The sequence below is a fragment of the Peribacillus muralis genome (genome assembly GCF_001439925.1).
Lineage (GTDB): Bacteria > Bacillota > Bacilli > Bacillales > DSM-1321 > Peribacillus > Peribacillus muralis.
This window is the reverse complement of the sequence record NZ_LMBV01000005.1, coordinates 147,571-171,065: the sequence shown is the minus strand read 5'-3', so window position 1 is coordinate 171,065 and position 23,495 is coordinate 147,571. Positions and strand designations below refer to the sequence as shown.

23 protein-coding genes, 2 pseudogenes and 1 riboswitch are annotated in these 23,495 nt (G+C 42.6%); of the genes and pseudogenes, 13 read left to right on the top strand and 12 right to left on the bottom strand.

The window, feature by feature from the left end:
- The first annotated feature begins 81 nt into the window (after window positions 1-81).
- From ASU00_RS09275 to ASU00_RS09245, 8 genes are all read left to right on the top strand, one after another.
- A complete protein-coding gene (locus tag ASU00_RS09275; protein ID WP_057913175.1) occupies window positions 82-1,761 on the top strand; it encodes a methyl-accepting chemotaxis protein in 1,680 nt (559 codons plus the stop codon).
- 336 nt (window positions 1,762-2,097) lie between these two features.
- Window positions 2,098-2,310 (top strand): hypothetical protein, encoded by a 213-nt coding sequence (locus ASU00_RS09270; RefSeq protein ID WP_057913174.1) that lies wholly within the window; start codon window positions 2,098-2,100, stop codon window positions 2,308-2,310.
- A gap of 682 nt (window positions 2,311-2,992) precedes the next feature.
- Window positions 2,993-4,174: a poly-gamma-glutamate synthase PgsB gene (gene pgsB / locus ASU00_RS09265; RefSeq protein WP_057913173.1), complete on the top strand. Its 1,182-nt coding sequence runs from the start codon at window positions 2,993-2,995 to the stop codon at window positions 4,172-4,174.
- Between the two features lie 15 nt (window positions 4,175-4,189).
- Window positions 4,190-4,639 (top strand): poly-gamma-glutamate biosynthesis protein PgsC, encoded by a 450-nt coding sequence (pgsC, locus tag ASU00_RS09260; RefSeq protein WP_057913172.1) that lies wholly within the window; start codon window positions 4,190-4,192, stop codon window positions 4,637-4,639.
- Window positions 4,640-4,649: 10 nt separating this feature from the next.
- Window positions 4,650-5,912: a CapA family protein gene (locus ASU00_RS09255; RefSeq protein ID WP_057913171.1), complete on the top strand. Its 1,263-nt coding sequence runs from the start codon at window positions 4,650-4,652 to the stop codon at window positions 5,910-5,912.
- Window positions 5,913-5,984: 72 nt separating this feature from the next.
- Entirely contained in the window at window positions 5,985-7,568 is a 1,584-nt protein-coding gene (locus tag ASU00_RS09250) for a gamma-glutamyltransferase family protein (protein ID WP_057913170.1), read from the top strand.
- A gap of 37 nt (window positions 7,569-7,605) precedes the next feature.
- The gene (locus ASU00_RS25750) at window positions 7,606-7,755 is read left to right on the top strand and encodes a CapE family protein (RefSeq protein ID WP_169792907.1); all 150 of its coding nucleotides are present in this window, start codon (window positions 7,606-7,608) and stop codon (window positions 7,753-7,755) included.
- 51 nt (window positions 7,756-7,806) lie between these two features.
- Window positions 7,807-8,439 carry a poly-gamma-glutamate hydrolase family protein gene (locus ASU00_RS09245; protein ID WP_057913169.1) on the top strand — a complete coding sequence of 211 codons (633 nt, stop codon included), beginning with the start codon at window positions 7,807-7,809 and terminating at the stop codon, window positions 8,437-8,439.
- Window positions 8,440-8,451: 12 nt separating this feature from the next.
- Here ASU00_RS09245 and ASU00_RS09240 read toward each other — a convergent pair whose 3' ends face one another.
- The 8 genes and pseudogenes from ASU00_RS09240 to ASU00_RS09215 all read right to left on the bottom strand — a co-directional run bounded on the left by ASU00_RS09240 (window position 8,452) and on the right by ASU00_RS09215 (window position 15,363).
- Window positions 8,452-9,654 (bottom strand): C40 family peptidase, encoded by a 1,203-nt coding sequence (locus ASU00_RS09240; protein WP_057913168.1) that lies wholly within the window; start codon window positions 9,652-9,654, stop codon window positions 8,452-8,454.
- 223 nt (window positions 9,655-9,877) lie between these two features.
- Window positions 9,878-10,543: a hypothetical protein gene (locus ASU00_RS09235; RefSeq protein ID WP_057913167.1), complete on the bottom strand. Its 666-nt coding sequence runs from the start codon at window positions 10,541-10,543 to the stop codon at window positions 9,878-9,880.
- Between the two features lie 24 nt (window positions 10,544-10,567).
- Window positions 10,568-10,794, bottom strand: a pseudogene (locus ASU00_RS24440) (ArsB/NhaD family transporter); the annotation flags it as partial.
- 326 nt (window positions 10,795-11,120) lie between these two features.
- Entirely contained in the window at window positions 11,121-13,202 is a 2,082-nt protein-coding gene (locus tag ASU00_RS09230; protein ID WP_057913166.1) for a methyl-accepting chemotaxis protein, read from the bottom strand.
- Window positions 13,203-13,427: 225 nt separating this feature from the next.
- Window positions 13,428-13,565, bottom strand: a complete 138-nt coding sequence (locus ASU00_RS25385) for a hypothetical protein (protein ID WP_161809718.1) — start codon at window positions 13,563-13,565, stop codon at window positions 13,428-13,430.
- Between the two features lie 227 nt (window positions 13,566-13,792).
- Window positions 13,793-14,290, bottom strand: coding sequence for an SRPBCC family protein (locus ASU00_RS09225; RefSeq protein ID WP_057913165.1), 498 nt, complete (start codon window positions 14,288-14,290; stop codon window positions 13,793-13,795).
- Window positions 14,291-14,810 (bottom strand): annotated as a pseudogene (locus ASU00_RS09220) (GNAT family N-acetyltransferase).
- A 34-nt stretch (window positions 14,811-14,844) separates the two neighbouring features.
- Complete coding sequence (locus ASU00_RS09215; protein ID WP_082630220.1) at window positions 14,845-15,363, bottom strand: YfiT family bacillithiol transferase; 519 nt, start codon at window positions 15,361-15,363, stop codon at window positions 14,845-14,847.
- Window positions 15,364-15,660: 297 nt separating this feature from the next.
- Here ASU00_RS09215 and ASU00_RS09210 point away from each other — a divergent pair, with 297 nt between their 5' ends.
- A complete protein-coding gene (locus ASU00_RS09210) occupies window positions 15,661-16,101 on the top strand; it encodes a GNAT family N-acetyltransferase (protein ID WP_057913163.1) in 441 nt (146 codons plus the stop codon).
- A 52-nt stretch (window positions 16,102-16,153) separates the two neighbouring features.
- Here the strand turns inward: ASU00_RS09210 and ASU00_RS09205 are convergent, their stop codons facing one another.
- Window positions 16,154-16,438: an AbrB/MazE/SpoVT family DNA-binding domain-containing protein gene (locus tag ASU00_RS09205; RefSeq protein ID WP_057913162.1), complete on the bottom strand. Its 285-nt coding sequence runs from the start codon at window positions 16,436-16,438 to the stop codon at window positions 16,154-16,156.
- 405 nt (window positions 16,439-16,843) lie between these two features.
- Between ASU00_RS09205 and ASU00_RS09200 the strand changes: the two genes are divergently transcribed.
- The 3 genes from ASU00_RS09200 to ASU00_RS09190 all read left to right on the top strand — a co-directional run bounded on the left by ASU00_RS09200 (window position 16,844) and on the right by ASU00_RS09190 (window position 18,737).
- Window positions 16,844-17,815 carry a DMT family transporter gene (locus ASU00_RS09200; RefSeq protein WP_057913161.1) on the top strand — a complete coding sequence of 324 codons (972 nt, stop codon included), beginning with the start codon at window positions 16,844-16,846 and terminating at the stop codon, window positions 17,813-17,815.
- A 94-nt stretch (window positions 17,816-17,909) separates the two neighbouring features.
- A riboswitch (guanidine-I (ykkC/yxkD leader) is annotated at window positions 17,910-18,010 on the top strand.
- Between the two features lie 71 nt (window positions 18,011-18,081).
- Entirely contained in the window at window positions 18,082-18,423 is a 342-nt protein-coding gene (locus ASU00_RS09195; RefSeq protein ID WP_057913160.1) for a DMT family transporter, read from the top strand.
- Window positions 18,423-18,737: a DMT family transporter gene (locus tag ASU00_RS09190; RefSeq protein ID WP_057913159.1), complete on the top strand. Its 315-nt coding sequence runs from the start codon at window positions 18,423-18,425 to the stop codon at window positions 18,735-18,737. Before ASU00_RS09195 ends, ASU00_RS09190 begins: the two co-directional genes overlap by 1 nt.
- Before the next feature lie 226 nt (window positions 18,738-18,963).
- Here the strand turns inward: ASU00_RS09190 and ASU00_RS09185 are convergent, their stop codons facing one another.
- The gene (locus tag ASU00_RS09185; protein WP_057913158.1) at window positions 18,964-19,479 is read right to left on the bottom strand and encodes a hypothetical protein; all 516 of its coding nucleotides are present in this window, start codon (window positions 19,477-19,479) and stop codon (window positions 18,964-18,966) included.
- A gap of 104 nt (window positions 19,480-19,583) precedes the next feature.
- Here ASU00_RS09185 and ASU00_RS09180 point away from each other — a divergent pair, with 104 nt between their 5' ends.
- Entirely contained in the window at window positions 19,584-19,904 is a 321-nt protein-coding gene (locus tag ASU00_RS09180; protein ID WP_057913157.1) for a hypothetical protein, read from the top strand.
- 85 nt (window positions 19,905-19,989) lie between these two features.
- Here the strand turns inward: ASU00_RS09180 and ASU00_RS25380 are convergent, their stop codons facing one another.
- Window positions 19,990-20,151, bottom strand: a complete 162-nt coding sequence (locus ASU00_RS25380) for a hypothetical protein (protein ID WP_161809717.1) — start codon at window positions 20,149-20,151, stop codon at window positions 19,990-19,992.
- 23 nt (window positions 20,152-20,174) lie between these two features.
- Entirely contained in the window at window positions 20,175-23,396 is a 3,222-nt protein-coding gene (locus ASU00_RS09175) for a DEAD/DEAH box helicase (RefSeq protein WP_057913156.1), read from the bottom strand.
- Window positions 23,397-23,495: the final 99 nt, after the last annotated feature.

The window sequence follows — 23,495 nt, the reverse complement described above, 5'->3', positions numbered from 1 at the left end:
TTTCTTACAATAAGATTAACATATTCCTTTATTCTTCCGATAAATAAGTGAGCAAACTTATTGATAAAGGGGTCCATTCATTTGAAAAGCATTAAAGGAAAGATATTGTTGGCTTTTTCACTGATCATATCTTTATGTATCATTTTAGGAGCATTCAATATTTATAGCAGTAACAAGTCACTCGAAAATTCGCAAGATATTATGGAAAAGGAGCTGCCGCTTCTGATCAAGAACGAAAAGCTGTTGTATAATCTTGCCCAAAGAACGGCGTTCGCAAGAGCCTATATTCTATACGGCGACGAAAGTTATAAAGATAAGTTCCTACAATATACCGAAGATAGTAAAGACATCCAGGAGGACCTCTTGTCCTCAAGCAATTCGGAAAAAACGAAGGACTTGATCGAGAAAAGTGTGGATTGGAGAACGATGATTGTCGAACGGGTATTCACACAATATGAAAAAGGAAATGAAGAAAGAGCTAAAGAGATTCTCAAAAACGAACTGTCGCCCATCGGTAACGATATAATAGCAGGCTTTCAGGGGCTTGCTACAGAACAAGAGGAATTGATTAAAGCATCAGGCGAAACCGTCATGGCTAGTGGAAAGTCGGTCAGGATGACAAGTATTATCATATCCAGTGCCGCCGTCATCATTGGCATTGTGCTTGCGATTGTCACTGCCCAATTCATTACCGCCCCCCTGCTTAAGATAAGGGATAGAATGAAATCGGTGGCTGCTGGAGAGCTAAATCATGAGCCACTGGAGCATAAAGCGAATGATGAGATTGGAGATTTAACGGTTTCTGCCAATCAAATGCAGAAAAACCTCCGTGATACGATCGAAAAGACACTGGCTGTATCATTATCCGTTTCCAACCAAAGCCAAAACCTGACTCAATCGGCATTTGAAGGGCAGCAAGGAAGCAAGCAAATAGCGACCACGATGTATGAACTTTCGGAAGGTTCGGAGTCACAAGCCGACCGGGCAACGGAAATGGTCCGGATGATGGAGGAATTTACCGGTAAAATTGAACAGGCGCATCAGGATGGGGTCGGGGTATTCAGGAGTTCCAGCGAAATCCTTAACCTGACAAAAGAAGGAACCATTTTAATGCGCAGTTCAGTTCAGCAAATGAAAACAATCGATAACATCGTCAAACATGCCGTCGAGCAAGTGAAGGGGCTCGATTCTCGATCACAGGAAATCTCGCAGCTCGTTCAGGTCATCAAGGACATTTCCAATCAAACCAACCTCTTGGCCCTGAATGCTGCCATAGAAGCTGCACGAGCTGGCGAACATGGCAAAGGCTTTGCCGTCGTGGCGGATGAAGTGCGTAAACTCGCTGAAGAGGTCACAGCTTCCGTAGGGGACATCACCGAAATTGTAGGTACGATACAGACTGGTTCAAAAAGCGTCGTCCGATCCCTGGAGAATGGTTATTCCCAGGTTGATGAGGGTACAAAACAAATTACCCTTACAGGTCAAACCTTTGAAACGATCAATCATTCTGTCGATGATATGAGCACGAAAATCCAACATATTACAGATGAATTGAACTATATCTCTACTAATAGTAGAAACATCAATGTGGCCATTGAAGACATCGCAGCCGTTTCCGAGGAGTCAGCCGCAGGAATTGAGCAAGTTTCCGCCTCCGCACAACAATCCAGTTCTTCTATGGATGAAATCACCAATCATGCCGGCGAGCTCGAATCGTCCGCTGCGCAACTAATTGAACAGGTGAAGAAATTCCGTATTTGATGTTAGTGAATTCCTGCCATTTACAGGCGGGAATTTGTTTTTGTCTCTACGATGGGGTTGTTTCACTTTAGTCGTTTCGGGGAATAACTGACTATACACACATATTTAGTAGCCATATGATAACCCCTTATTATTAGAATAATGAATGTATTAAGGGCTTTGAAACGATTATGGAAAGGACATTGCACATTCGCAGATACAACGATCTTTTAATTACAAGTCTTTATTACCATGAAACTCTATCTTTCTCTCCAAAAATGTAAAAAAAGGTTAATTTTCCGTGCTAGTATGTTACCATTAAACCAAGACCTTTTAACCCTACAAGGAGGAATTCAGATGAAACGTTTTTTCAAATTCATAGCAGAGTTTAACGAGAGGAAAGCCCTAGAAAGGGAAACCGACGAATTCTTTCGCAAAGAATACGAAAACTACATGAAAATGAATTCCGACACAGGAGCAAAAAGGAGACTGACTCCTAAACTTTATGTGATTGATGGTGGTAAAAAAGGCGCAAACCTTGAAATTTCAAACAGAAAGAAATCAAGTTAATTCATACAAATTTATAATCCGAAAGCTCAGAGATCCTTCTGAGCTTTTTTTATTTCATTTCCCATTATCAATATAATAGAAGAAACTAGGTATTTTTTTAAAAATTGAGTTAACTTTCGTTTATTTCATGATTTAGGTAAAGAAGCATATTATTGCCCTTTTAGTATGATCGCGACAAAACATCCACATAAAAAGAGATGTGTGCTTTTACTCATCTTTGTCCCTTTTCAAAAGAGTCAAACTAATTGGGTCGTTAGGTACAAACTCTTGCGTTACATGACAAATGCATCAATATTGTTACATCCAGTCCGGACATGTGGGTATAAACAATTATCATCCTGTAATAATACCCGCTTTGAAAAACAAATCATTATATAAATATAGTCATTATGAATCGGGTTTAATTGCTTATAAATTGACATTCCCTCTCTTTATAACGTGCTCACATTACAACTTCCATAATTTAGTGTAAATAATTCGTAGTTTCACTTCATTTTCACACATATCTTTGTACTCACTGATCCATTTCTAGCATTAGATAGTATTACACTCGTATATACATTTATTTGCAAAAAATGAGAATAACTATATTACGATAGAATAATTGACCCTTGCCTATTAAGTTTAAAATCATGTAGTGTGTATTCAGTAAATCAAATATGTGAAAAAGAGAGGGTAAAAAATGGCACTAATATTTATATGTGCGATCTTTTTGCTTGGCTATGGCATAGTCGAACAAAAACGCCATCAGAAGCGGCTCGACTCCATTCCGGTACGGGTGAATGTGAATGGCATCCGCGGGAAATCGACTGTAACACGTCTTATTACAGGTGTAATCCAGGAAGCCAAATACAAAACAGTAGGAAAAACGACCGGAACCTCAGCAAGGATGATTTATTGGTTTACGGACAAAGAAAAGCCGATCAAACGCCGCCCAGAGGGACCGAACATTGGCGAACAACGTCGTGTCGTCAAAGAAGTGGCTGATTTGGGCACGGAAGCACTAGTTTGTGAATGCATGGCCGTACAGCCTGACTATCAACTAATCTTCCAAAATAAAATGATTCAAGCGAACATCGGGGTCATCGTGAATGTACTCGAAGACCATATGGATGTCATGGGTCCTACTTTGGATGAGGTTGCCGAGGCCTTCACCGCTACCATCCCCCATAATGGTCACTTAATAACGATTGAAAGTGAGTATTTGGACTTTTTCAAGCAAGTTGCCAAGGAACGCAACACAAAGGTGATTGTCGCAGATAACTCAAGAATATCGGAAGAATTTTTACGCGAATTCGACTATATGGTATTTCCGGATAACGCCTCACTAGCTTTGGCCGTTGCCGAAGCTTTGGGCATTGATGAAAAAACAGCCTTTCGCGGCATGTTACATGCACATCCCGATCCAGGTGCGATGCGAATTACCAAGTTCGGAGATCCAATTCTGCCAACTTACTTCGTAAACGGCTTTGCTGCTAATGATGCATCATCGACCTTGAATATATGGGACCGTGTCAATACGTTCGGATACAGCACGGAATCTCCTATCGTCATCATGAACTGCCGTCCTGACCGTGTAGATCGGACTGAGCAGTTTGCAAGAGATGTGTTGCCTTACATAAAATCTTCCATCGTCATCGCCATTGGTGAAACCACTTCACCGATTACGCGGGCATTCGAGCAAGGTACATTAGATACAAACGAGTATTGGGATCTAGAAAACTGGACGACAGAAGAAATCGTTGCCCGTCTCCGTCCAGTCATGAAAAACCGTATCGTATACGGTGTCGGCAATATACATGGTGCAGCGGAACCTTTAATTGAAGCATTCATGAAATCTAAAGCAAAGCAAAAAGCGAGTTAAGTAGGAGGAAACAAAATGTTTGGATCGGATTTATATGTAGCCCTAGTATTGGGAGTGACGCTTAGCCTCATCTTTTCAGAAAAAACGGGTGTCGTGCCCGCTGGACTTATCGTGCCTGGTTATTTGGCACTCGTGTTTGATCAATGGCAAATCATGCTGATCATCATGATCATTAGTATCGTAACGTATTTAATCGTCACCCACGGCCTTTCAAGATGGGTGATATTATATGGAAGAAGAAAATTCGCAGCGATGATGGTGACCGGGATTTGCTTGAAGCTTCTATTGGACTTCGTCTACCCCGTCATGCCGTTTGAAATATTCGAGTTTCGGGGAATTGGGATAATCGTTCCTGGCTTGATCGCGAATACCATTCAAAGACAAGGGATGCCATTAACACTTGGCAGCACGCTTTTATTATCCGGCTTAACTTTCGGATTAATGAACGTGTATTCCCTATTCTGAGGTGCACAAGATGAAACGGACTTTAAACGCTAAAGAAAAAACACTTATCTTCATTAAACGCACGAAGAAAAACAATCTTAAATACGCTGCAATCATCCTACCACTTTTACTGATCGGGTTAGCCATCACCACGTGGATGGGACGGGCTGAGGAAGTGAAAACAGTCGCTTCCAAATCTGATCAGCCATTGACGATGACAATGGTCGGAGATGTGATGATGGGGCGTTATGTGGAGGAAGTGACGGAAAAACACGGGTATGATTACTTGTTCCGTTACATGAAGCCCTATTTTGTCAATTCGGACTATGTTAGCGGCAACTATGAGCACCCCGCTTTGAAAGACGAGGCAGCCAGCTACAAGAAAGCTGATACAGCCATCCGGTTGAACTCCAATGAAAATGGGGTCAAAGCGGTCAAGGATGCAGGGTTTTCAGTCATGAACCTTGCCAACAACCATATGATGGATTTTGAAGAGCAAGGACTCGTTGACACGATTGATGAATTCAAACATGCGGATATGAACTATGTCGGTGTTGGAAAGAACAGTGACGACGCCAAGGCTAGCATCGACTACAGTGATGTTAATGGCGTGCGGGTGGCAACACTTGGCTTCACGGATGTTTATGGTACGAATGCCGTGCCAACCGATAAGAAAGCTGGACTATTGAATTCGAATCCTGATTTATTATTTGAAATGATTGGAAAAGCAAAGGATGCCAAACAAGGCAATGCCGACTTGATTGTGGTGAATATGCATTGGGGTCAAGAGTATTCATCATCTGCCACCTCTCGTCAAAAAGACTTGGCCAAAGCGGTCATTGACGCGGGAGCTGACATCATCATCGGCCATCACCCCCACGTCCTTCAATCGTTTGACGTTTATAAAGGCGGAATCATTTTCTATAGTTTAGGTAACTTCATATTCGATCAAGGCTGGACTCGTACAAAGGACTCAGCGATGGTCCAATACCATTTGGCCGCAGACGGAAAAGCTTCAATCGATGTCGTCCCACTGCAAATTGAGGCGGCGACACCGAGACCTGCCACCTCGAAAACGGATCAAGCCCGTGTTTACCGCCAGCTGACGAAGGAAACGGGTGAGAACGTCCAATGGTCAAAAAAAGAGGATCATATCGAAATCACGATCAACCACAAAAAGGTAATCGATCATAAAACAGAGCGTGAGCAAGAAGAAAAAGCTGCAAAAGAAAAGAAAGCTGCACAAGCGAAAAAGCCAGAAAATGCTAAAGAGCATATACAACCCGTTCAGTAAGGATCGGTTGGCTACGATTTGAAATAGAGAAACACACAACTTAGATACTCATCGAAAAAGGGGGATTCACTGATGATTAACACTATGACGAGAAAAGTGCTCCTTACCCTTTGCATGCTCATATATATAGCAGGATGCTCGAAGACACCCCCTATTTCTGACACGAATGAACCGAAAGATAGTAAACCAGCACAAGCTTATGGAGTCAGCTCATCTAGCCCAATAGCAATAGATGTGGGAATGGAGATATTGAAAAACGGCGGCACGGCGGCAGATGCCGCCATTGCTGTATCTTATGCTTTAGGAGTAACCGAACCATATGGATCTGGTATAGGTGGCGGCGGCGGTATGCTGATCACCCCTAAGTCCGGCAAACCCAATTTCATCGATTATCGGGAATCTTCTCCGGAAGACCCAAGTTCAAGACACGAAACGGGGATTCCAGGCTTAGTGGCAGGCATGCAGGTTATCCACGACAAGTACGGAACCGTACCGATGGAAGACCTCATCCAGCCAGCAGTTGATTTGGCACAAGACGGTTTTAAAGTGAACGAAATGTTATCCGAACGCTTAGCCAATTCCGAAGCAAGGGTTTCATCCGATGATACTTCACTGTTTTACCCGGATGGCGATGCTATTGAACCAGGCAAAACCCTCAAACAGGAAAAACTTGCTGAAACATTGAAGAAGATTCAAAAAGATGGTCCTGATGGTTTTTATAAAGGGGAAATTGCACGCGATATAAAAAAAGAAACAGACGTCGACATGATGGATTTAAAGCACTATGAAGTGAAAGAACGAAAACCGGTTCAAGGAACATTTGCCGGCTATGACGTTTGGACCGCCCCTCCTCCCTTTTCCGGTATTACAGTTCTTGAGATGTTAAAGCTGGCCGAGAAAGCGAACTTAGGTAATATGCAAAGCAAATCAGATTATATAAAGGTGCTTGGGGGCATCACCAATAACGCTTACGAAGATCGAATCAAGCATATAGGAGATGGAATCAGTCCAGCTAAAGCTGAACAGCTGCTCTCCCCCATTCACTTAACTAATCTTAAGAATAAAATCAACAATGACAACTGGAAAGATAAAGAAGATCATGAGTCCGAAGAGCATGAAAGTACCACGCATTTTGTCATCATGGATAAGTATGGCACGACCGTTTCTGCAACAAATACATTAAGTAACTTTTTCGGATCGGGTGACTATACGAATGGATTTTTCCTAAATGATCAATTGAAGAATTTCGGTTCCGACTTGAATGCCCAGGAGGATTATAAACGCTCTAGAACGTTCACGTCACCGACCATTCTCAAAAAACAAGGGAAGGAATCGATTGGGATCGGTTTACCCGGCGGTAATAGAATTCCTCAAGTATTGATGCAGGTTCTTTACTCATATACGGAGAAAGAAGGCTCTTTCCAGGATATCATCGACCGTAAGCGGATTGCTTTTGATGGCAGAAACATTCACACAGAAGCAAGATTATCAAATGAAACCATATCAGATTTAGAAGATTCAGGATATGAAGTCATTCATGATCCGAATCCCATGTATTACGGCGGAGTTCAAGTACTCGTAAGAAACGAGAACAACGGACTAATATCCGGAGCTGGGGATAAGAGAAGAGGCGGAAGCTGGAAAGCGCAGCAATAACTATTTATTAATTTAGTGAGTATGAGGGGACGAGACTATGAATACCGTAAAAAAAATAGCAAGCTGGGTTATGCCTGTTGTTCTCATTGCAGCCCTGCTTGTGACGATGAATACGTTCAAACGGACGGAAACTTTAACACCTGACGAGCAAAAGAAAATTGAACGATATACGGCAGTGGAAAAATAAAAAAGCGGGTCTTACCCGCTTTTTTATTTTCCCCCTAATTGGAGGATAACCATGACTTTAACCAGCTACACGAATTTCGCCGAGCTTACCAAACATGAACAAGAATCCGTTGACTACCGGATTAGCTGTTATCACAGGAACCCGGATATGGCCATCCTTGCCATTCATGGCGGAAATATCGAACCAGGCACCAGTGAAATTGCTGACGCCCTTGGTGGTAGAATCGGTTCCAGCACCTATTCATTCGAAGGGCTGAAGCCTCGGGGCAACCAGATCCTTCATATAAAGTCCAGCTTATTCAATGAACCGAGCGGGGTTCTTATGGCAGCGAACGCACAGACAACCCTTACGATCCACGGACATCGCAACGAAACGGATTCGTTCGTTTACATCGGCGGGCGGAACGAAGCCTTTACGTACTATATCAAGCATTCCCTGAATGCTGCTGGATTTCAAACATATGACGCGCCTCGGCATCTTTTGGGCATGAGTGCAAGCAACATCACCAACCGATGCAAAATCGGTGCCGGCGTTCAGCTGGAACTGTCCACTAAGCTTAGGAAAAGCTTGTTCAAAGGCGATGACTTTAGCAGCAACAACCGAATCAATCGCTCGGATTTGTTTCACCACTTCGTTCACGCCCTCGAAAAAGGTGCGTTCACTTATAAACGGTTCAGTGAGTGATAAGGAAAGAGTTTAGTTGATAACGCTTTCGACTTGTCCGAAGCCTTCGAACTTTTCGGCAAAATACGCGGACGACAGGTTCGAAATATGGACACCAGGGATTTCGGTTGTATGGAGGAAACGTCCTGCCCCCAGATAAATGCCCACGTGCGTCACACCAAGCCTTGTACCGGTATCCTTAAAAAAAACTAAATCCCCTGCTTTTGGATTTTTGATTTTCGGCATTAAAGAGAAGTATTCCTTCGCCGAACCACGCTTTACCGACAGGCCCTGCTCCTTCATGACCCAGTAGATGAATCCACTGCAGTCCATTCCTTTCACGGGATCATCTTCCCCAAACGCATAAGTGAATCCACGTAACGTGTAGGCATACTTAATGACATCCTCAGCCTTATCATAAGCAGACTCATGGTTTACATAAAACGGAAACAAAGGACTGCTGTATATTTGCAAATACTGCCCTGGTAACAGCCGCTCCGATGGAAGGGCATTTCGATGTTTGATCGTATTCATGGAAACGTCGTATTTTTCTGAAATGCCTTTTAGTGTTTCGCCGTTTTGGACGATATGCTCACCCTTAGGTGTGTAAGTTTTATAGGCCAGTTTATATTTTTCAAAGTACTTTTCCGTACTCGATCTCACCTGAACCGTTTCACTCCCATATCCGGAATGAACAAATTGGTTGTTGCCAAGATAGATACCGCCGCTCACGACCTTTGCACTTTCTTTTTCAAGAAAGAAGATTAGATCTCCGGCTTTCGGACTCGTTGTATCCATCCCTTGCTCATAAAAACCGTCCACTGTCAAACGATCAATCGGAACGTTTTGCCCAGAAAGCACCCAATGGATCAATCCGCTGGAGTCAAAGCCGTTTGCAGGATTCTCTTCTCCTGCCCTTTTTTTAAACCCCACAAAGGTTTTCGCATAATTCGCAATCCATTTTCCCCTCTCCGACCACTGGTAGACGGCAGGAGTGTATAGGGTTTGAATGATCGTTAACCTCTGGCCAGCATATAGCTTTTGATCTGGTAACCCATTCGTTTTCATTAACTGCCCCGTGGATATACGATAGGTCCTGGCAACCGATTCTACCGTATCATTAGCAGCTACAGTATGAACACGATCTGCTGCCTCCGCAATGAAGCTCGGATAGAAAATGAAACTAACGATGAATACTCCTATCAGAACCTTGGCGCTTAGTTTTGCTTTAAACATATTACCCCTTCCTTCTTGATCAATTATCATCAACCTTATTGCCTGCACGGAATAAATTAACCCAACTAAACACTTATCAATATCCCTAATATCGGCAAAGATAATGAATCTTTTAGCCTAGTAATCATGAAAAACAACAAATTAATACGATAAGATACGGCATTGATGTCAGGGGTGCGCCAGGATTACCCAGCAGAGGATTAATAGAGGGAAAGTCATGAATTCATGGCATGTACACACTTTTAATATGGGCAAGCTTGAAAAACACTTGATTGCCGCTTGCTGTCGTTAACTCGACCAAGTTATTTGCTGCCGTTTTCAGAACCCCGATCTTCATAGGGTCTTCTCCCCCATCAAGGACCACAAGCTTTCCTGCATATTTCTTTAATTGCTCTCCCAAGGAGCGCACCATTGGCACGGCTGATGGATTGACGGGAAAGCATTCTTTGCTGAGGCCGTAAGGGATGTTACCTTGATGATAGGGGGAAAGCCATTTAAGGTGATGCAGTGATATATACATCGTTTTGTATACAGGCGAGTAAAACGCAAAGTAATCATTGAAAACATTGGTGATATAACCGTGCAGCGGAATGTGGCCCGCAACGTGGATTTCAGAAAACATCCCTTTTGCATTCATTAACGTTTTTCGATAGGAAATCGATCCCATGTCCTCCATCATCGGAGAATATAGCGGATATTCAATCTCATTATCTTTTTCTTCACTCAGATTAAATCTATGGACCTGCAGCATTGGAAAATATAGAAACTGCTCTCCATTGTACAGCACGAGAATATCCATACCCAGATCAGTTAAAATTCCTTTGAACGATTTTTCTCCCGAAAGCTGGACATCGATTTGCTTACCCAGTAATGCACCTGCATTACTCATTACTATCTCCTCCTAGAGGGTCATTTAGCTAAATATCATTGGGACCCAAACATATAATAATAGCAGTGTTACGACAGTAGTCGGTGGTGACTACCAAGGATATGCTTAAATAATCTTTCCACGTTATTTTCACTTTATGTTGCTTCAGGATATGCATCCAGATAAGCGAGGCAAAAGTACCAATGGGCAATAGCAACTTATCCCATGTCACTGCCGATTATATTTGCCAGATAGATGGTTTTTAAGGTGATAGCTGGCCATGATTCATTTATACCTCCCGGCCTCCATAATATAATGATCATTGTCATGACGATTTGAAATGCATGTTGTTCTCTCCTTTGGGCCTTGAGCCATTGGACCCTACTTGTCCAATCCCTATATGTATATTCCTCTTGATGGAAAAAGCACGTGTTGCTTGACCAGTCACGTTAAATTGTACTTTTGTACTTCTAGCGAACATGTCCACTTAAGAGAAAGGATGGTTGCCTGAGGAATGAACGACTTGCCAACATGCACATGCAAAAAAAGGGAAACCACTTTAGCGGTCTCCCCTTTTGCCTTGCATCATTCCGTGTCTCTACTTGTTTATCTGGAACTCCCCAAGCGTAGTCTCCAAATCATTGATTAATTGTGTAAGTTGCTTCGTATATTGGGCAAGTTCATTGGATGAAGCAGCTTGTTCCTCCATCGATGATGCAATTTCTTCTGATGAAGCCGTTGTTTGCTGGGAAACAGCGGTGATTTCTTCTATCACTTGTACGACGGTTTCTTTTTGTTGATTGATGCTTTCAATCGATCGTGTTTCTTCCTGAATTGAATTGGAGATTTTCCCAACTGAATCCTCCAGCTCTTTCATCGCCTCACTTACCGTGATTACGGCATTTTTCTGATCCTTGCTAATTTGGTTCGTTTCATTCGTCGTTTTTAGCAGTTCCTCCGTATCGGACAAAATGCTCTGGATGATCACCTGAATATTTTTGGTAGCTTCCTTTGAATCATCCGCCAAACTCCGTACTTCATTGGCCACGACAGCAAAGCCTTTACCTGACTCACCTGCCCGTGCCGCCTCTATCGATGCATTCAAGGATAACAAATTGGTTTGTTCCGATATTTTTGATATGGCATTCGTTACATCGGAAATGGTTTTCGATTTTTCCACAAGTCTTAAGCTCATGTCGGTGACTGCCGTAAATGCCAGCTCCAACTTCTGATACGACGTTTCCAGGCCGCTTACCTGTTGTTTCCCTGATTCGATTTTTTCTGAGGCAAGCTCCAATACGGATTGGGTCTCGCGCGATTGTTTTGACAATCCGTCGATTTCATTGCTTAATACCTGGATGGTGCTCGCTCCATGCTCCACTTGCTCAGATTGATTGGATGCGCCTGAAGCAATCTCGTCTATCGCACGTGAAACATCCGTAATCGCCGAACTATTTTCTGCCGCGATTTGACTTAGTCCGGCATTGGCATTCGTGACCGATTCGGCATTGCCGTTTACCTTGGCAACCAATCCCCTTAATTTCCCCAGCATCGAGTTATAGCTTTTGCTCAAATCACCAATCTCATCATTTGAATTAATCGCCAATTCGGTTACTAAATCCCCATTCGCCGTCTTTTCGATTACCTTTTTAAAGTCGCCCATGATCTTCGTTAACCTTCCGGCAAGATAAAGGGCACAAATCGTACCGAATAAGAGACCTAAAATACTGGATATCAATACGATTTTTATCATATCATCAAGCTTGGATTGAAGGATTTTGTCTGGCGTGAGCGCCACCACTTTCCAGTTAACCTCAGGAACCGCACTCACTTCACCTGTAAAATCCTCATCTCCCAGGGTCAAGGATTGATTGGCCTTCGTTTCTCCATTATACAAGTCGGCCACCCACTTGAACTCCGAATCGAAGCGGTCGGTGTCCGCAATCAAATCCTCCACGCCTTCTTCCATTCCGCTTTTTTCTGGATTCATATTCTTCCCGTCCATATCCTTCATGAAGGAACTTACGATAAACCCTTGTGAATCCAAAATCACCAGACTGCTTGTGGAATCTTTCTCAATGTTGGACCTCATTTTACCAATCGTCGAAAGGTCAATATCATACCCAAGTGCTCCTGCCATTTTTCCATCCACTAAAACTGGTGTGACCACGGAAGTCATGACCGTTCCTGAAGTCGTATCCTTATACACGTCCATCCATTTCGTTTCAGGCCTTTCCGTTAGCTCCGTATAGGTCTTCGTCTCCCGAGCGTCCTGATTGAACTCCATTTCCGGTGAAGCATGCAACGTACCATTCTTCCCGTTCATATAATAAACAGAGATTAATTCCCCATTATTCTTCTGGAATGCTTCTATTGTCTTGCGGATATCCTTGATTGAATCACCACTACTAACCTGATTGGCAATTAACTGAGATAATTGCTCTAGCGAATTTTCATATGTAGCCATGCTCAAATTGATTTGTGTCGCAGCATTTTGTGCCGAGCTTTTGTTAAGGGATATACTATCTTCTTTAAAAATGGAAGTTACTTTAACCCCCATTATCGAAACGGCTACGATTATTGCAAGAAAAACGGATAAACAAATGAATACTAGCCATTTTACCCGGATCGATATCCTTCTTTTCACTTTTTCCTTCTTGTCAGCCGCTGAACCTCTCATTAACATCTTCCCCCTTATACTTACCTGAACCATACTTCGTGTAAAAACAAAGAATCGATACGTGATCAAAATGGGTCATCCCTTAATCACTAACACTTACTTTATTTTTCCACATAAACATACTATATACCTAATTAACTTCTGTCAATTATCATATTTAATCAATTTGATGGGTCCAAAGTTCCCAACCATAACAAAAACACCATTTAGACAAGCTAAATGGTGTTAACAACGAACGATATTCATACATTCTTCGGCAATCCCTTCAAATCGTTTTACGAATAAAACGTCCAAACTCACGAATAAACCTCCGAAACTCACGAATAAACCGCTCAATCTCACGAATAAAACGTCCAAACTCACGAATAAACCTCCGAAACTCACGAATAAACTGCCTGAACTCACGAATAAACTGCCCAAACTCAGGAGTAAAACTCGAATTCGCGAATAAAACGTCCAAACTCACGAATAAACTGCCCAAACTCAGGAGTAAAACTCGAATTCGCGAGTAAAACGCTCAATCTCGCGAGTAAAAGTGAAAATCTAATCGTCTATTTTTGACCCTTCACCTATTTCAACCACTATCTCTTTCACATATTCTTCTGTTCTCCAATCATTTTGACGGCGATGATATATTCCTCATGCCATTTTGCCCAGTCATCCATCGGAAAGTCCTTGTGGCGACCATCCAATACGTCCCCTAGCATGTCGAGGCACACATGCCAGCCTGCCAAATCCTTTGCTGTATGATCATTGAGCTTACTGCTGGATTCTGTCAATACGAGCGAGCATCCATCCTTTTCTGGAGATAGCTCGAATCGAACCCAGCCATCGCCCCAATCATATTCTAAAACGGTATATTCCTCGAAGTCCCTTATCTTCAAATCAAAGGATTTTCCTGACCCGTCATTAAAATTGAATGTTATAATCCCATCTTTTCGAAGGTCCTTTATTTCCAGATTGGACATCCAATTCTCCAGCTTATCATTTTCCGTTAAGGCACCCCAAACTTCTTCCACTGAATGATTGAACAGACGATCTAATTTTGCGATAATTCCGTTGCCTTCTTTTTTGATTACAGCTTGCACTTAGGTCCCCCCATTCAATTTTTTATAATAATAAATGGTCGGATGAAAATCACCATTTGCCGATTGCGCATAATCAGGAATCCTGCCAGCCTGAATATATTCCAATGAAGTGTACCGGGAGCTGGCAGGGTCCCCTTCCCTTGTGTCCAGAACCAATAATGTCCGCCCCTCCTGCTTGGCTCTCTTCTCAGCCACTAGCATGAGTGCACGCCCTATGCCTTTTCGTCTATAACCCATATGCGTCAATAATTTGGCGATTTCGGCACGATGGCGGCCGTTTTGCTTTGAACATAAATGTAGCTGCACACTCCCGACTATCTTACCCTGTAATTTTGCGACAAACAAAATCACATCAGGATTTAGGACACCAACCCAATTAATCAGTAGCCTCAGATTGTTTCATCGGAGGTAAAAAAACTATGGACGCCCCATCATTCACAACTTGCACCAACAGGTCGGAAAGCTGATTAAGATGGGATTCAATTGATGTTACTTGTTCGACTTCCACCACAGCATTCAACGTGCTCACAACCTTTCAGCAAAAATGGATATACTCACCATCCCTGGCGCTTTGATAAAGAAGTGATATGAGCAAGATGATGGCGGCCGTGCCATGCATAAATGCCGATATTCTCCCGGATAGTAACCTCTCCTGAATCAGGATGGATGAATGTCCGTTTCAGATCGTCTGCATGAAGACCAGATAAGAGTTTGCACATTCGCTTATGTACACTTTCGATTAATGATAGAGAAACTTCAATTGGCAAATCATAATCAGGCAGCTCTGCCCATCGCCCCTCTTCGTACGGTTTAATGACCGGGCTTTCTTCCGTAAGGGCCAATTTAAAGCGAATAAACGCATTCATATGACTATCGGCAACATGATGCACCACTTGGCGCACCGTCCATCCTCCCGGCCGATAAGCGGTACCAAGCTGTTCATCTTCCATGTTACATACGGCCTCCCGCAGCAACCCAGGCAAAGCTTCAATCTCCCTGATCCATCCCTCGGCCACACCATTCGTAACTTCCCCGTCGTATTGAAACGTACCAATCGGGTATCTTACGTCCATCTTCATTCCCCCTTGATTTTAGATAAAAATAGCATTCAGTATATATTCTTTATCGGTGCTGACAAATCCTTTACTAGGATCGTGATACTTTCCCCACTAAATTTAACTAATGAAAATCCTTCTTAAAAAGGATTGAGCTATACTTTCATGTAAGCCTAACATTCTCAATAAATAAATTCTAAAATAACGAGGCATGCAACCAATTCACGAGTAAATTGCCCAAATGAGTATGAAGTATGTCTTTATGTGCTAACAAATGGTAAATTGGGAGTATTCTAAGAATTTGAGGTGTCTTATATGAATATTAAGAGAGCTACATTGGATGAGCTAGAATCTCTAACAGGTCTTTTTGATTCGTACAGGGTGTTTTATGAGCAGGCGTCCGATCCGGTTTCTGCGAGAGGGTTTTTGAGTGAAAGGCTGGTGAATGGGGAGTCTGTCGTATTCATGGCCTTTGAAGAGGAAGCTGCTGTTGGATTTGTTCAATTGTATCCTTCCTTTTCATCCGTGAGCCTGCGGCGTTCGTGGATATTGAATGATTTATTCGTGAAGGAGTCTGTTCGTAAAAAGGGGTTTGGCGAGGCGTTATTGAAGGCGGCGATCACTTTCGCAAAGGAAACAGGCGCGAAAGGAGTTTCACTTGAGACAGGTAAAGAAAATGTTCAGGCACAGCGCCTATATGAAAAATTAGGCTTTGCCCGTGAATCGAATTATTTTTACCATTTCTCCACCATCTGAAAAAAGTGTAGGGAAATGTGATTTCCCTACACTTGGATTGCTTTTATCTTTATTATTTAGCGGTTTCCAGGCTAGCTTGAATTTCCTTGATTAGAAGTTCAGCACCTTCAGAGCTAAGGATTAGTTTTCCGTCAGCAAGTTTCATATTGTCATCGGATGTTTCGCCTGTTACCTGACAAGTCATGTTTGGTTTATATTTTTGAAGGATTATACGGTCTTGTTCGACATAAATCTCCAAAGCGTCTTTTTCTTTAATTCCTAATGTCCGGCGTAATTCAATCGGAATGACTACCCGTCCTAGTTCGTCAACTTTACGTACAATACCTGTAGATTTCATTTTATTTTACCCCACTCATTTTCTTGCGAATGTTGCATCTAAATATTTCGTCAGCATTCGACATTATTTGCACCTCTAATAAGATACCACTCCCTGCCATATTCGTCAATTCTCGTATCTTCGGATATTATCTACCTCTAGATGATTTTTTTGAATATATGACATTCATATATTCGTAAACTCCGTCATGGCAGCATTCATACTCCTTTCTTATAGAATTTATTGGAAAATTAAATATAAATATGAGAACGCTTCCTTTTTGCACCAACAAAACAAGCATGTCGCTTGGATTAGAATCCTGTTGATTTTCTTTCACTTATAAAGCAAAATTTAGGTAGATTGCAACTATTTTATCCCAGAGTCTTGGCTAATTACTGGCTCGTAAAACAGATTGAGGTGAGTCCATTGCGACCGATTATATTAGGTATTTGTTCAGCTTTCTTCTTTGCGTTCACGTTCGTATTGAATCAGGCGATGGAATTGTCCGGTGGAAGTTGGATTTGGAGTGCTTCGCTGCGGTATTTCTTCATGGTGCCATTTCTATTGTGTATCGTTTTAAGCAGAAAAAACTTGCTTCCCCTTTTGCGTGTGATGAGAGAACGGCCGGGACCTTGGTTGCTATGGAGCTTTGTAGGCTTCGGGTTATTTTATGCTCCCCTTTGCTTTGCATCCGCCTACTCACCAGGTTGGCTGGTCGCCGGCACTTGGCAAATCACGATCATTTCGGGTGCTTTACTTGCGCCGCTTTTTTTTAAAAATGTCCAAAAGAAAAATGGGCTTGAAAAACAAAGAGGGAAGATTTCCGTAAAAGGGCTCTTCATGTCAATGATCATCCTGCTCGGTATCATCCTTATGCAGCTGGAGCATACGAAGCATATTTCGATGGCTAACCTTTGGTTAGGCGTGCTCCCAATCATCATCGCCTCTTTCGCGTATCCTTTGGGCAATCGTAAAATGATGGAGGTTTCAGAAGGGCGGCTCGATGCCTATCAACGGGTATTAGGCATGACTTTGGCAAGTCTGCCATTTTGGTTCCTGCTTTCCATTTACGGTTTCATGACAGTAGGCGCCCCAACGAAGATGCAGAGCTTTCAATCCCTTTTGGTAGCCCTGTTTTCCGGCGTTTTTGCGACCGTCCTTTTTTTCAAGGCGACCGATATGGTCCGTGGAAATATGCAGAAATTAGCTTCCGTTGAAGCCACTCAATCGATGGAAGTGCTTTTTGCCTTAGCTGGCGAATTACTGTTTCTTGCTTTACCAATTCCTTCGCTTTTATCGTGGTTCGGCATCTTCATCGTTATCATTGGAATGATCCTGCATAGCTATGTATCACATAAAAAAGAAGGTTCATCCCGAAAACGGACAGTTAGTGCCTGATTGGTGCTTTTTATCATGAAGCGGTTACTTGATTTGATTATTTTTCTCTTGAGTAAGTTCAAAAAGTATGTATAATGTAAGGTAATTGCATACGTCAAATGTTTTCTAGGGTTCCGCAGCACGTGTAAGTGCTGGCCTGGTCCGAGAGAAAACTCACAGCTTGCTGTGTCACGGAAGGATAAAAGCCTGGGAGAAACTGTTTAACAGTAATCTCTTAGGCTTTTTTTGTTTTTTTGGTAAAGAATAATAGCGGAGGTGTGTATTTCATGAATATCAACTGGATTAAAGTATTCATTGCAGCTTTTTTTGAAGTTTTTTGGGTGATTGGCTTAAAACATGCTGATGGCTTTTGGACTTGGAGCGGAACGATCATTTCCATCATCATCAGTTTTTATTTAATGATCATGGCTGGACGAAAGCTTCCCGTCGGAACGGTTTATGCCGTTTTTGTAGGGATGGGGACAGCTGGAACCGTTTTATCTGAAATTATCTTCTTTGGAGAATCATTCAAGTTAAGTAAAACGCTATTGATCCTCCTATTATTAGGAGGGGTAATCGGTTTAAAGGTAGTGACCGATGATAAAGCTGCAAAAGGGGATGAATCTTAATGGCTTGGATTTCTTTAATCTTAGCGGGTCTATGTGAAATGTTTGGCGTTGCGATGATCAATAAACTGCATAAAGACCGGAATTGGCAATCCTTAACGCTGTTATTCATCGGATTCGGTGCAAGCTTCCTATTTCTTGCTTATGCGATGCAAACTTTGCCGATGGGAACGGCCTATGCGATATGGACTGGAATTGGCGCTTCTGGCGGAGCGATAATCGGGATGCTCCTATATGGCGAATCCAAAGATTGGCGGAGGGTCGTTTTTATAGCGATGGTGCTCTGTTCAGCTGTCGGCTTGAAACTCGTTTCCTAGATATTCAATATCTTTCTTTAAAAATCATTATTTTCAGCGATATCTTCTTTCTGCGAAATAGTCTCATTTTAAATAGAAGTTTTCTTCTTTTTGATCAATGATTGATTGTAACTTTCCATTCCTTGTTATTTCAATTTGAACCATATTGATCTCCTCCTCCTTGAATAGAAATGTGAAAGTAAAAAATCGATTCTTAGCAATCGATTTTTTACTTTCTGTTTGAATATTAATTCGGTCTAAATGAAGTGTTAACTCCTGGTAATACTCTATATTTATCACGACTTAATGCATATGCTGTACCTGAAAGATAAGCAACTCCACCATTATTCTTCTTCATTGTTACACCACCACTAACAGTTTGACCCAAGGCTCCCATACTTCCTACAGGTGCATCTCTCTTAAAACCAGAATGATATCTTAATTTTACAACACCTGAAAAATGATACGGCCATAAAGTGGCAGGTTTAACAGACCAATATACACTTCTCCCTGTATTACTTGCCACGATACTCGATCTCCCTCCAGGTCCATTAACTGATGAAAACGGGACTATATCTATCTTTGCTCCATTTACTTCACTATCGGGATGATCAAAAATAGCCTCAGAAATTTCTGGGTCATTTCCAAAGTCTACAACTTTAATTTCATCATCTTCATAGATAATTTCACCTGTTTGAGATTTTTGATTAGCTGTTTCATCACTTGCAAATGCTGGAGTAACTAAAACTAACGAAAATAGCATGAAAAGTGCTGATAATAAAAAACACCTCATAAAATAAACCTATTTTACTATATATTGTATTTACACTATACTAATAACAGAAATTGAAGTATGAGGTGGTTCAAATGGCACAAAAACATGACTATTATCATGATTTATTAAAAAGACTATGTAAAGCTCAAAATATTTCACCACGAAAACCTAGATTTGAATATATTGATGACTTTGTAATAATTCATGTTAAAAATCATTTAAAAGAAGGAGTAGATTTAGAATGTTTCAAAATTTTAGATCTTATCCAGCGGACAATTGTACCTTTAGGTATAAAATTCAATCAACAATTATATTTGTACCCAAATGGAGATAGATTAGATCGAGTAGCGATAACCTTTAATAAAAGTGATTATGTACTTTTAAACAAAAAACTAGAAAAAGGAGAGGTGTAAATAATTAATATTGCAAATACCTACTTAATAGTTTATTTAAATAAAAGGGGTATAGAAATCTTTATAAAAGTCGTGAAAGTTTGATTCAAACATCAGCCTTCGCGCGGCAGCCTCTAAAAGGCGTAGCTTCAGCGAGCCGCTGTTCTATGATTGCGCATCGCCCTCTAAAAACAACGATGCAAAAAAGGCCACCCACTCTTAGGGCGGCCTTCAAGGAAAGGGCTATGACGGAAGCTGAAGCTGCCATGCCAGCTTCTTGCTCCCTCCTTCCTATATCATCAGAATTTCCTTAATGTCCTCTTCTGTAAGTGCGGATGATGACACCTCCCCAGGGTCGATGATTTCCCCGATCAGCTGTTTTTTCTTCTCTTGAAGCTCATTCATTTTTTCTTCAATCGTGCCCCTGGCAACTAGTTTGATGACCTGTACCACATTTTTCTGCCCCATTCGGTGGGCTCGGTCGGCAGCCTGCTCCTCAACGGCCGGATTCCACCAAAGGTCATAAAGAATGACCGTGTCGGCACCGGTTAAATTGAGCCCCGTACCTCCAGCTTTCAGTGAAATGAGGAATATATCCCGTTCTCCTGAGTTAAATCGATTGCAGACATCCACTCGTTCCTTTGATGGTGTTTGCCCATCCAAATAAAAATAGTCTTGTCCCCTACTCGCTAAATCCCGGCCGATGATTTGAAGCATCTTTGTAAATTGCGAGAAAATCAGTACCCGTCTTCCCGAAAGCTTCGATTCCTCGATAATTTGCATCAGCTGCTCATACTTCGCTGAGCTGCCTGTATACCCGTCCACGAATAAGGCGGGATGACAGCAAATTTGCCGCAGCCTGGTCAAGCCAGCGAGAATCCTGATCCGGTTTTTGCGGAAGGTATCCTTATCAAGATGCTTAAGCGTATCAGCTTTAAGCTTCGCCAGATAGGCACCGTATAATTTCTTTTGATCAGGAAGCAGCTCCATCGATTCGAGCGACTCGATTTTCCCCGGAAGTTCGCCAAGTACGTCCTCTTTCATCCTCCGCAGCATAAAGGGCTTGATTCTCCGGGAAATCTTCTGCCTCGAGAGGTTGCTATACTCCTTTAACCCAAGGAACAGCTCTGGGAAAACGACATGGAAAAGTGACCAGAGCTCTTCCAGTGAATTCTCGATCGGCGTGCCCGTTAACGCGAAGCGATGTCTCGCCTTTATCTTTTTCGCCGCTCGTGCCGTTTGTGTCCCGGGGTTCTTGAACGACTGAGCTTCATCAAAGAACACCGTATGAAAGTCTTGTTTCTCAAACCACAGGATATCCTTGCGCAGCAGCGGATAAGTGGTGATCACGACATCCATGTCCAGCGCTTCCTTCAAGAGCTTTGCTCGCTCCGTTTTGTGGCCGTCAACGATGACTGCTTGTATATCAGGCGCGAATTTAGTGAATTCCGCCAACCAATTATAAGATAGTGACGAGGGGCAGACAATGAGGACAGGGAGCTTTTTCTTACGAATGTCGGGCAGCTCCGATACGATGAACGTGATGCTTTGCAATGTTTTTCCTAGCCCCATATCATCTGCAAGAATTCCTCCGAACCCGTATTCGGCAAGTATTTTCATCCATTTGTAGCCGCTTTTTTGATAATCGCGCAATATCGGCTCCAGGCTCTTTGGCACTGCGAATTCCAATCCACTCGGATTCTTGATGTTTTCGAGGAACGTATGGAATGATTCCTCCATCGTGAATGTCCCGCTGTCGTTCACGGAATCGAGAAGCTGAAGCCCTTTTACGATTGGCATGTTCAAGCTGCTTTCCAGGTCTTGATCCTGAACGGGAAGTGCCTTCAGAAAACGTTGTATTTCCTCGAACTCCCTCGTTTCGAGGGAAAGGAGCGACCCATTCCTTAAACGATAATACTTCCGCTTTTCTTCAAGCGCTGCCAAAACCTCACGTATCTGTTTATCAGGAATCGCGTCCATTTCAAATTTGAATTCGAGCCAATCCGTCCGTTCCTTCTTGATTTTCACCTTGATGCGCGGTGCAGCATTTCCTCGGGAAATCCGGTTTCTTATAGCTGTCGTGGCATAGATTTGGACCAACTTTTGGAGTTTCGGGACGATATGATACAAAAACTCATACTCCAACTCTTCATTATGCAAGAAATAGCCACCGTCCGTCTTGGCGAATTGTCCATCTTCCATAAGCTGTAGTATTTCCGCTTCCTTCTCCACATCTCTTATGAGCAACGAAGCTGCACCTGCTTGCTGATTTTCTAAAGGGTTGATCACGATATGTTCATAATGGAATTCCAATCCGGCAAGCAGCCTGTTTTTTACTCGATCCAAAAATAGCTTGGCCACAAGCGGTGTCACCAAAAATCTTTCACTGATGGACCTTGCTATATGGACTTCTCCAAGCCTTTTCAAGCCTGGCACGACCTTGTCGAGGAATAATTCCAGTTGGTCATGATGGATGGGGATTTGATCCATCCCTGAATCTTCAAGCATTTGCTTCAATTCCGAGAGGCGTTGGCAATCCTCGGATTCAAGCTGGACGAGGCTCCCACCAAAAAGAACCATCGTATAAGCATTCATGACAATCATCTCATTCAGCCCTTTAATATCCAGTCGATAACCTTTGTCCACGCTTTGGTTAAAATCAAACCGTAAAGGAAGCGACTCGCCGGAAACTAGCAGACGATGAAACGTATTGCCGCGATAAGCAAGCTTCACCAATGGCGCACTGACCAGAATAGGAATCAGTCTTGTAAAGGACGAAGGAGGCAAAAGTAATAAGTGATTATCCATTTTGTATTCAGCTTTGTCGGCAATGGCGTCCATATAGATTTTTTCATCCGCTATCACGGTCATGAGCTGCTGAAGCACTGCGTCCGTTTCACGTTCAAAGCAATGGAGCTCCGGGTCATACTGACATGACTGTGACAGCAAAATTGGTTTCCGTTCTTGTACTCGCTTAAGGAAATCCCGAACATCCGCTACATGAACAGAGCCGATTTTCAGCTCCACACCGAGCATATATTGCCTTTTGCCCATCGAAATTGGCTTTAGCGTAAACTCAGCTTCAAGCATCTGCCGGTTTTCAAAATGAAGCTGATGCCCGCTTTTTCGCACAAGCTGATTATTGAAAAGCGTCAGCAATCCTTCGGACAACCTTTTATTCGCTGACGCATCAGCCTGAGCTGTGCCTGCCCCAACAGGGATTGTCCCATGGCGCTGATGATCGTAAACAGACAGCAGTACGGCTGCAATATGCTGACACTCCTTTTGAAAGGACGCGAGCGTAGGGCAGGAGCAAGTCGATTTAAAACCGCCGTCAGCATCCACTGCAATGGATACATGAAAGGTTTCTTTTCCAGCGACAATTGCTTCACAGCCATCAGGCCGGTAGCTTTCGAGGGTCACTTTATTCGTGCGCTGAAAGGCTTCTCCTCTTTTGAAGGAAACGGTCCCGCACATGTCTTTAATGATTTTTTGATTCAACTTGATGTCCAAATGGCAGACCTCCCTCCTGAGGTTTTCTATGTAACCATCATCATACTATGAAAGTGATGAACAGGGTGGTAAAAAAGAAAAAAGACAAACCCTAATTCA

Bases quoted from the DNA above. Each gene is read 5' to 3' on its own strand.
- ASU00_RS09270 (WP_057913174.1), top strand. From the start codon at position 2,098: ATGAAACGTTTTTTCAAATTCATAGCAGAGTTTAACGAGAGGAAAGCC.
- pgsB (WP_057913173.1), top strand. From the start codon at position 2,993: ATGGCACTAATATTTATATGTGCGATCTTTTTGCTTGGCTATGGCATA.
- pgsC (WP_057913172.1), top strand. From the start codon at position 4,190: ATGTTTGGATCGGATTTATATGTAGCCCTAGTATTGGGAGTGACGCTT.
- ASU00_RS09255 (WP_057913171.1), top strand. From the start codon at position 4,650: ATGAAACGGACTTTAAACGCTAAAGAAAAAACACTTATCTTCATTAAA.
- ASU00_RS09250 (WP_057913170.1), top strand. From the start codon at position 5,985: ATGATTAACACTATGACGAGAAAAGTGCTCCTTACCCTTTGCATGCTC.
- ASU00_RS25750 (WP_169792907.1), top strand. From the start codon at position 7,606: ATGAATACCGTAAAAAAAATAGCAAGCTGGGTTATGCCTGTTGTTCTC.
- ASU00_RS09245 (WP_057913169.1), top strand. From the start codon at position 7,807: ATGACTTTAACCAGCTACACGAATTTCGCCGAGCTTACCAAACATGAA.
- ASU00_RS09240 (WP_057913168.1), bottom strand. From the start codon at position 9,654: ATGTTTAAAGCAAAACTAAGCGCCAAGGTTCTGATAGGAGTATTCATC.
- ASU00_RS09235 (WP_057913167.1), bottom strand. From the start codon at position 10,543: ATGAGTAATGCAGGTGCATTACTGGGTAAGCAAATCGATGTCCAGCTT.
- ASU00_RS09230 (WP_057913166.1), bottom strand. From the start codon at position 13,202: ATGAGAGGTTCAGCGGCTGACAAGAAGGAAAAAGTGAAAAGAAGGATA.
- ASU00_RS09215 (WP_082630220.1), bottom strand. From the start codon at position 15,363: ATGGACGTAAGATACCCGATTGGTACGTTTCAATACGACGGGGAAGTT.
- ASU00_RS09210 (WP_057913163.1), top strand. From the start codon at position 15,661: ATGAATATTAAGAGAGCTACATTGGATGAGCTAGAATCTCTAACAGGT.
- ASU00_RS09205 (WP_057913162.1), bottom strand. From the start codon at position 16,438: ATGAAATCTACAGGTATTGTACGTAAAGTTGACGAACTAGGACGGGTA.
- ASU00_RS09195 (WP_057913160.1), top strand. From the start codon at position 18,082: ATGAATATCAACTGGATTAAAGTATTCATTGCAGCTTTTTTTGAAGTT.
- ASU00_RS09190 (WP_057913159.1), top strand. From the start codon at position 18,423: ATGGCTTGGATTTCTTTAATCTTAGCGGGTCTATGTGAAATGTTTGGC.
- ASU00_RS09185 (WP_057913158.1), bottom strand. From the start codon at position 19,479: ATGCTATTTTCGTTAGTTTTAGTTACTCCAGCATTTGCAAGTGATGAA.
- ASU00_RS09180 (WP_057913157.1), top strand. From the start codon at position 19,584: ATGGCACAAAAACATGACTATTATCATGATTTATTAAAAAGACTATGT.
- ASU00_RS25380 (WP_161809717.1), bottom strand. From the start codon at position 20,151: ATGGCAGCTTCAGCTTCCGTCATAGCCCTTTCCTTGAAGGCCGCCCTA.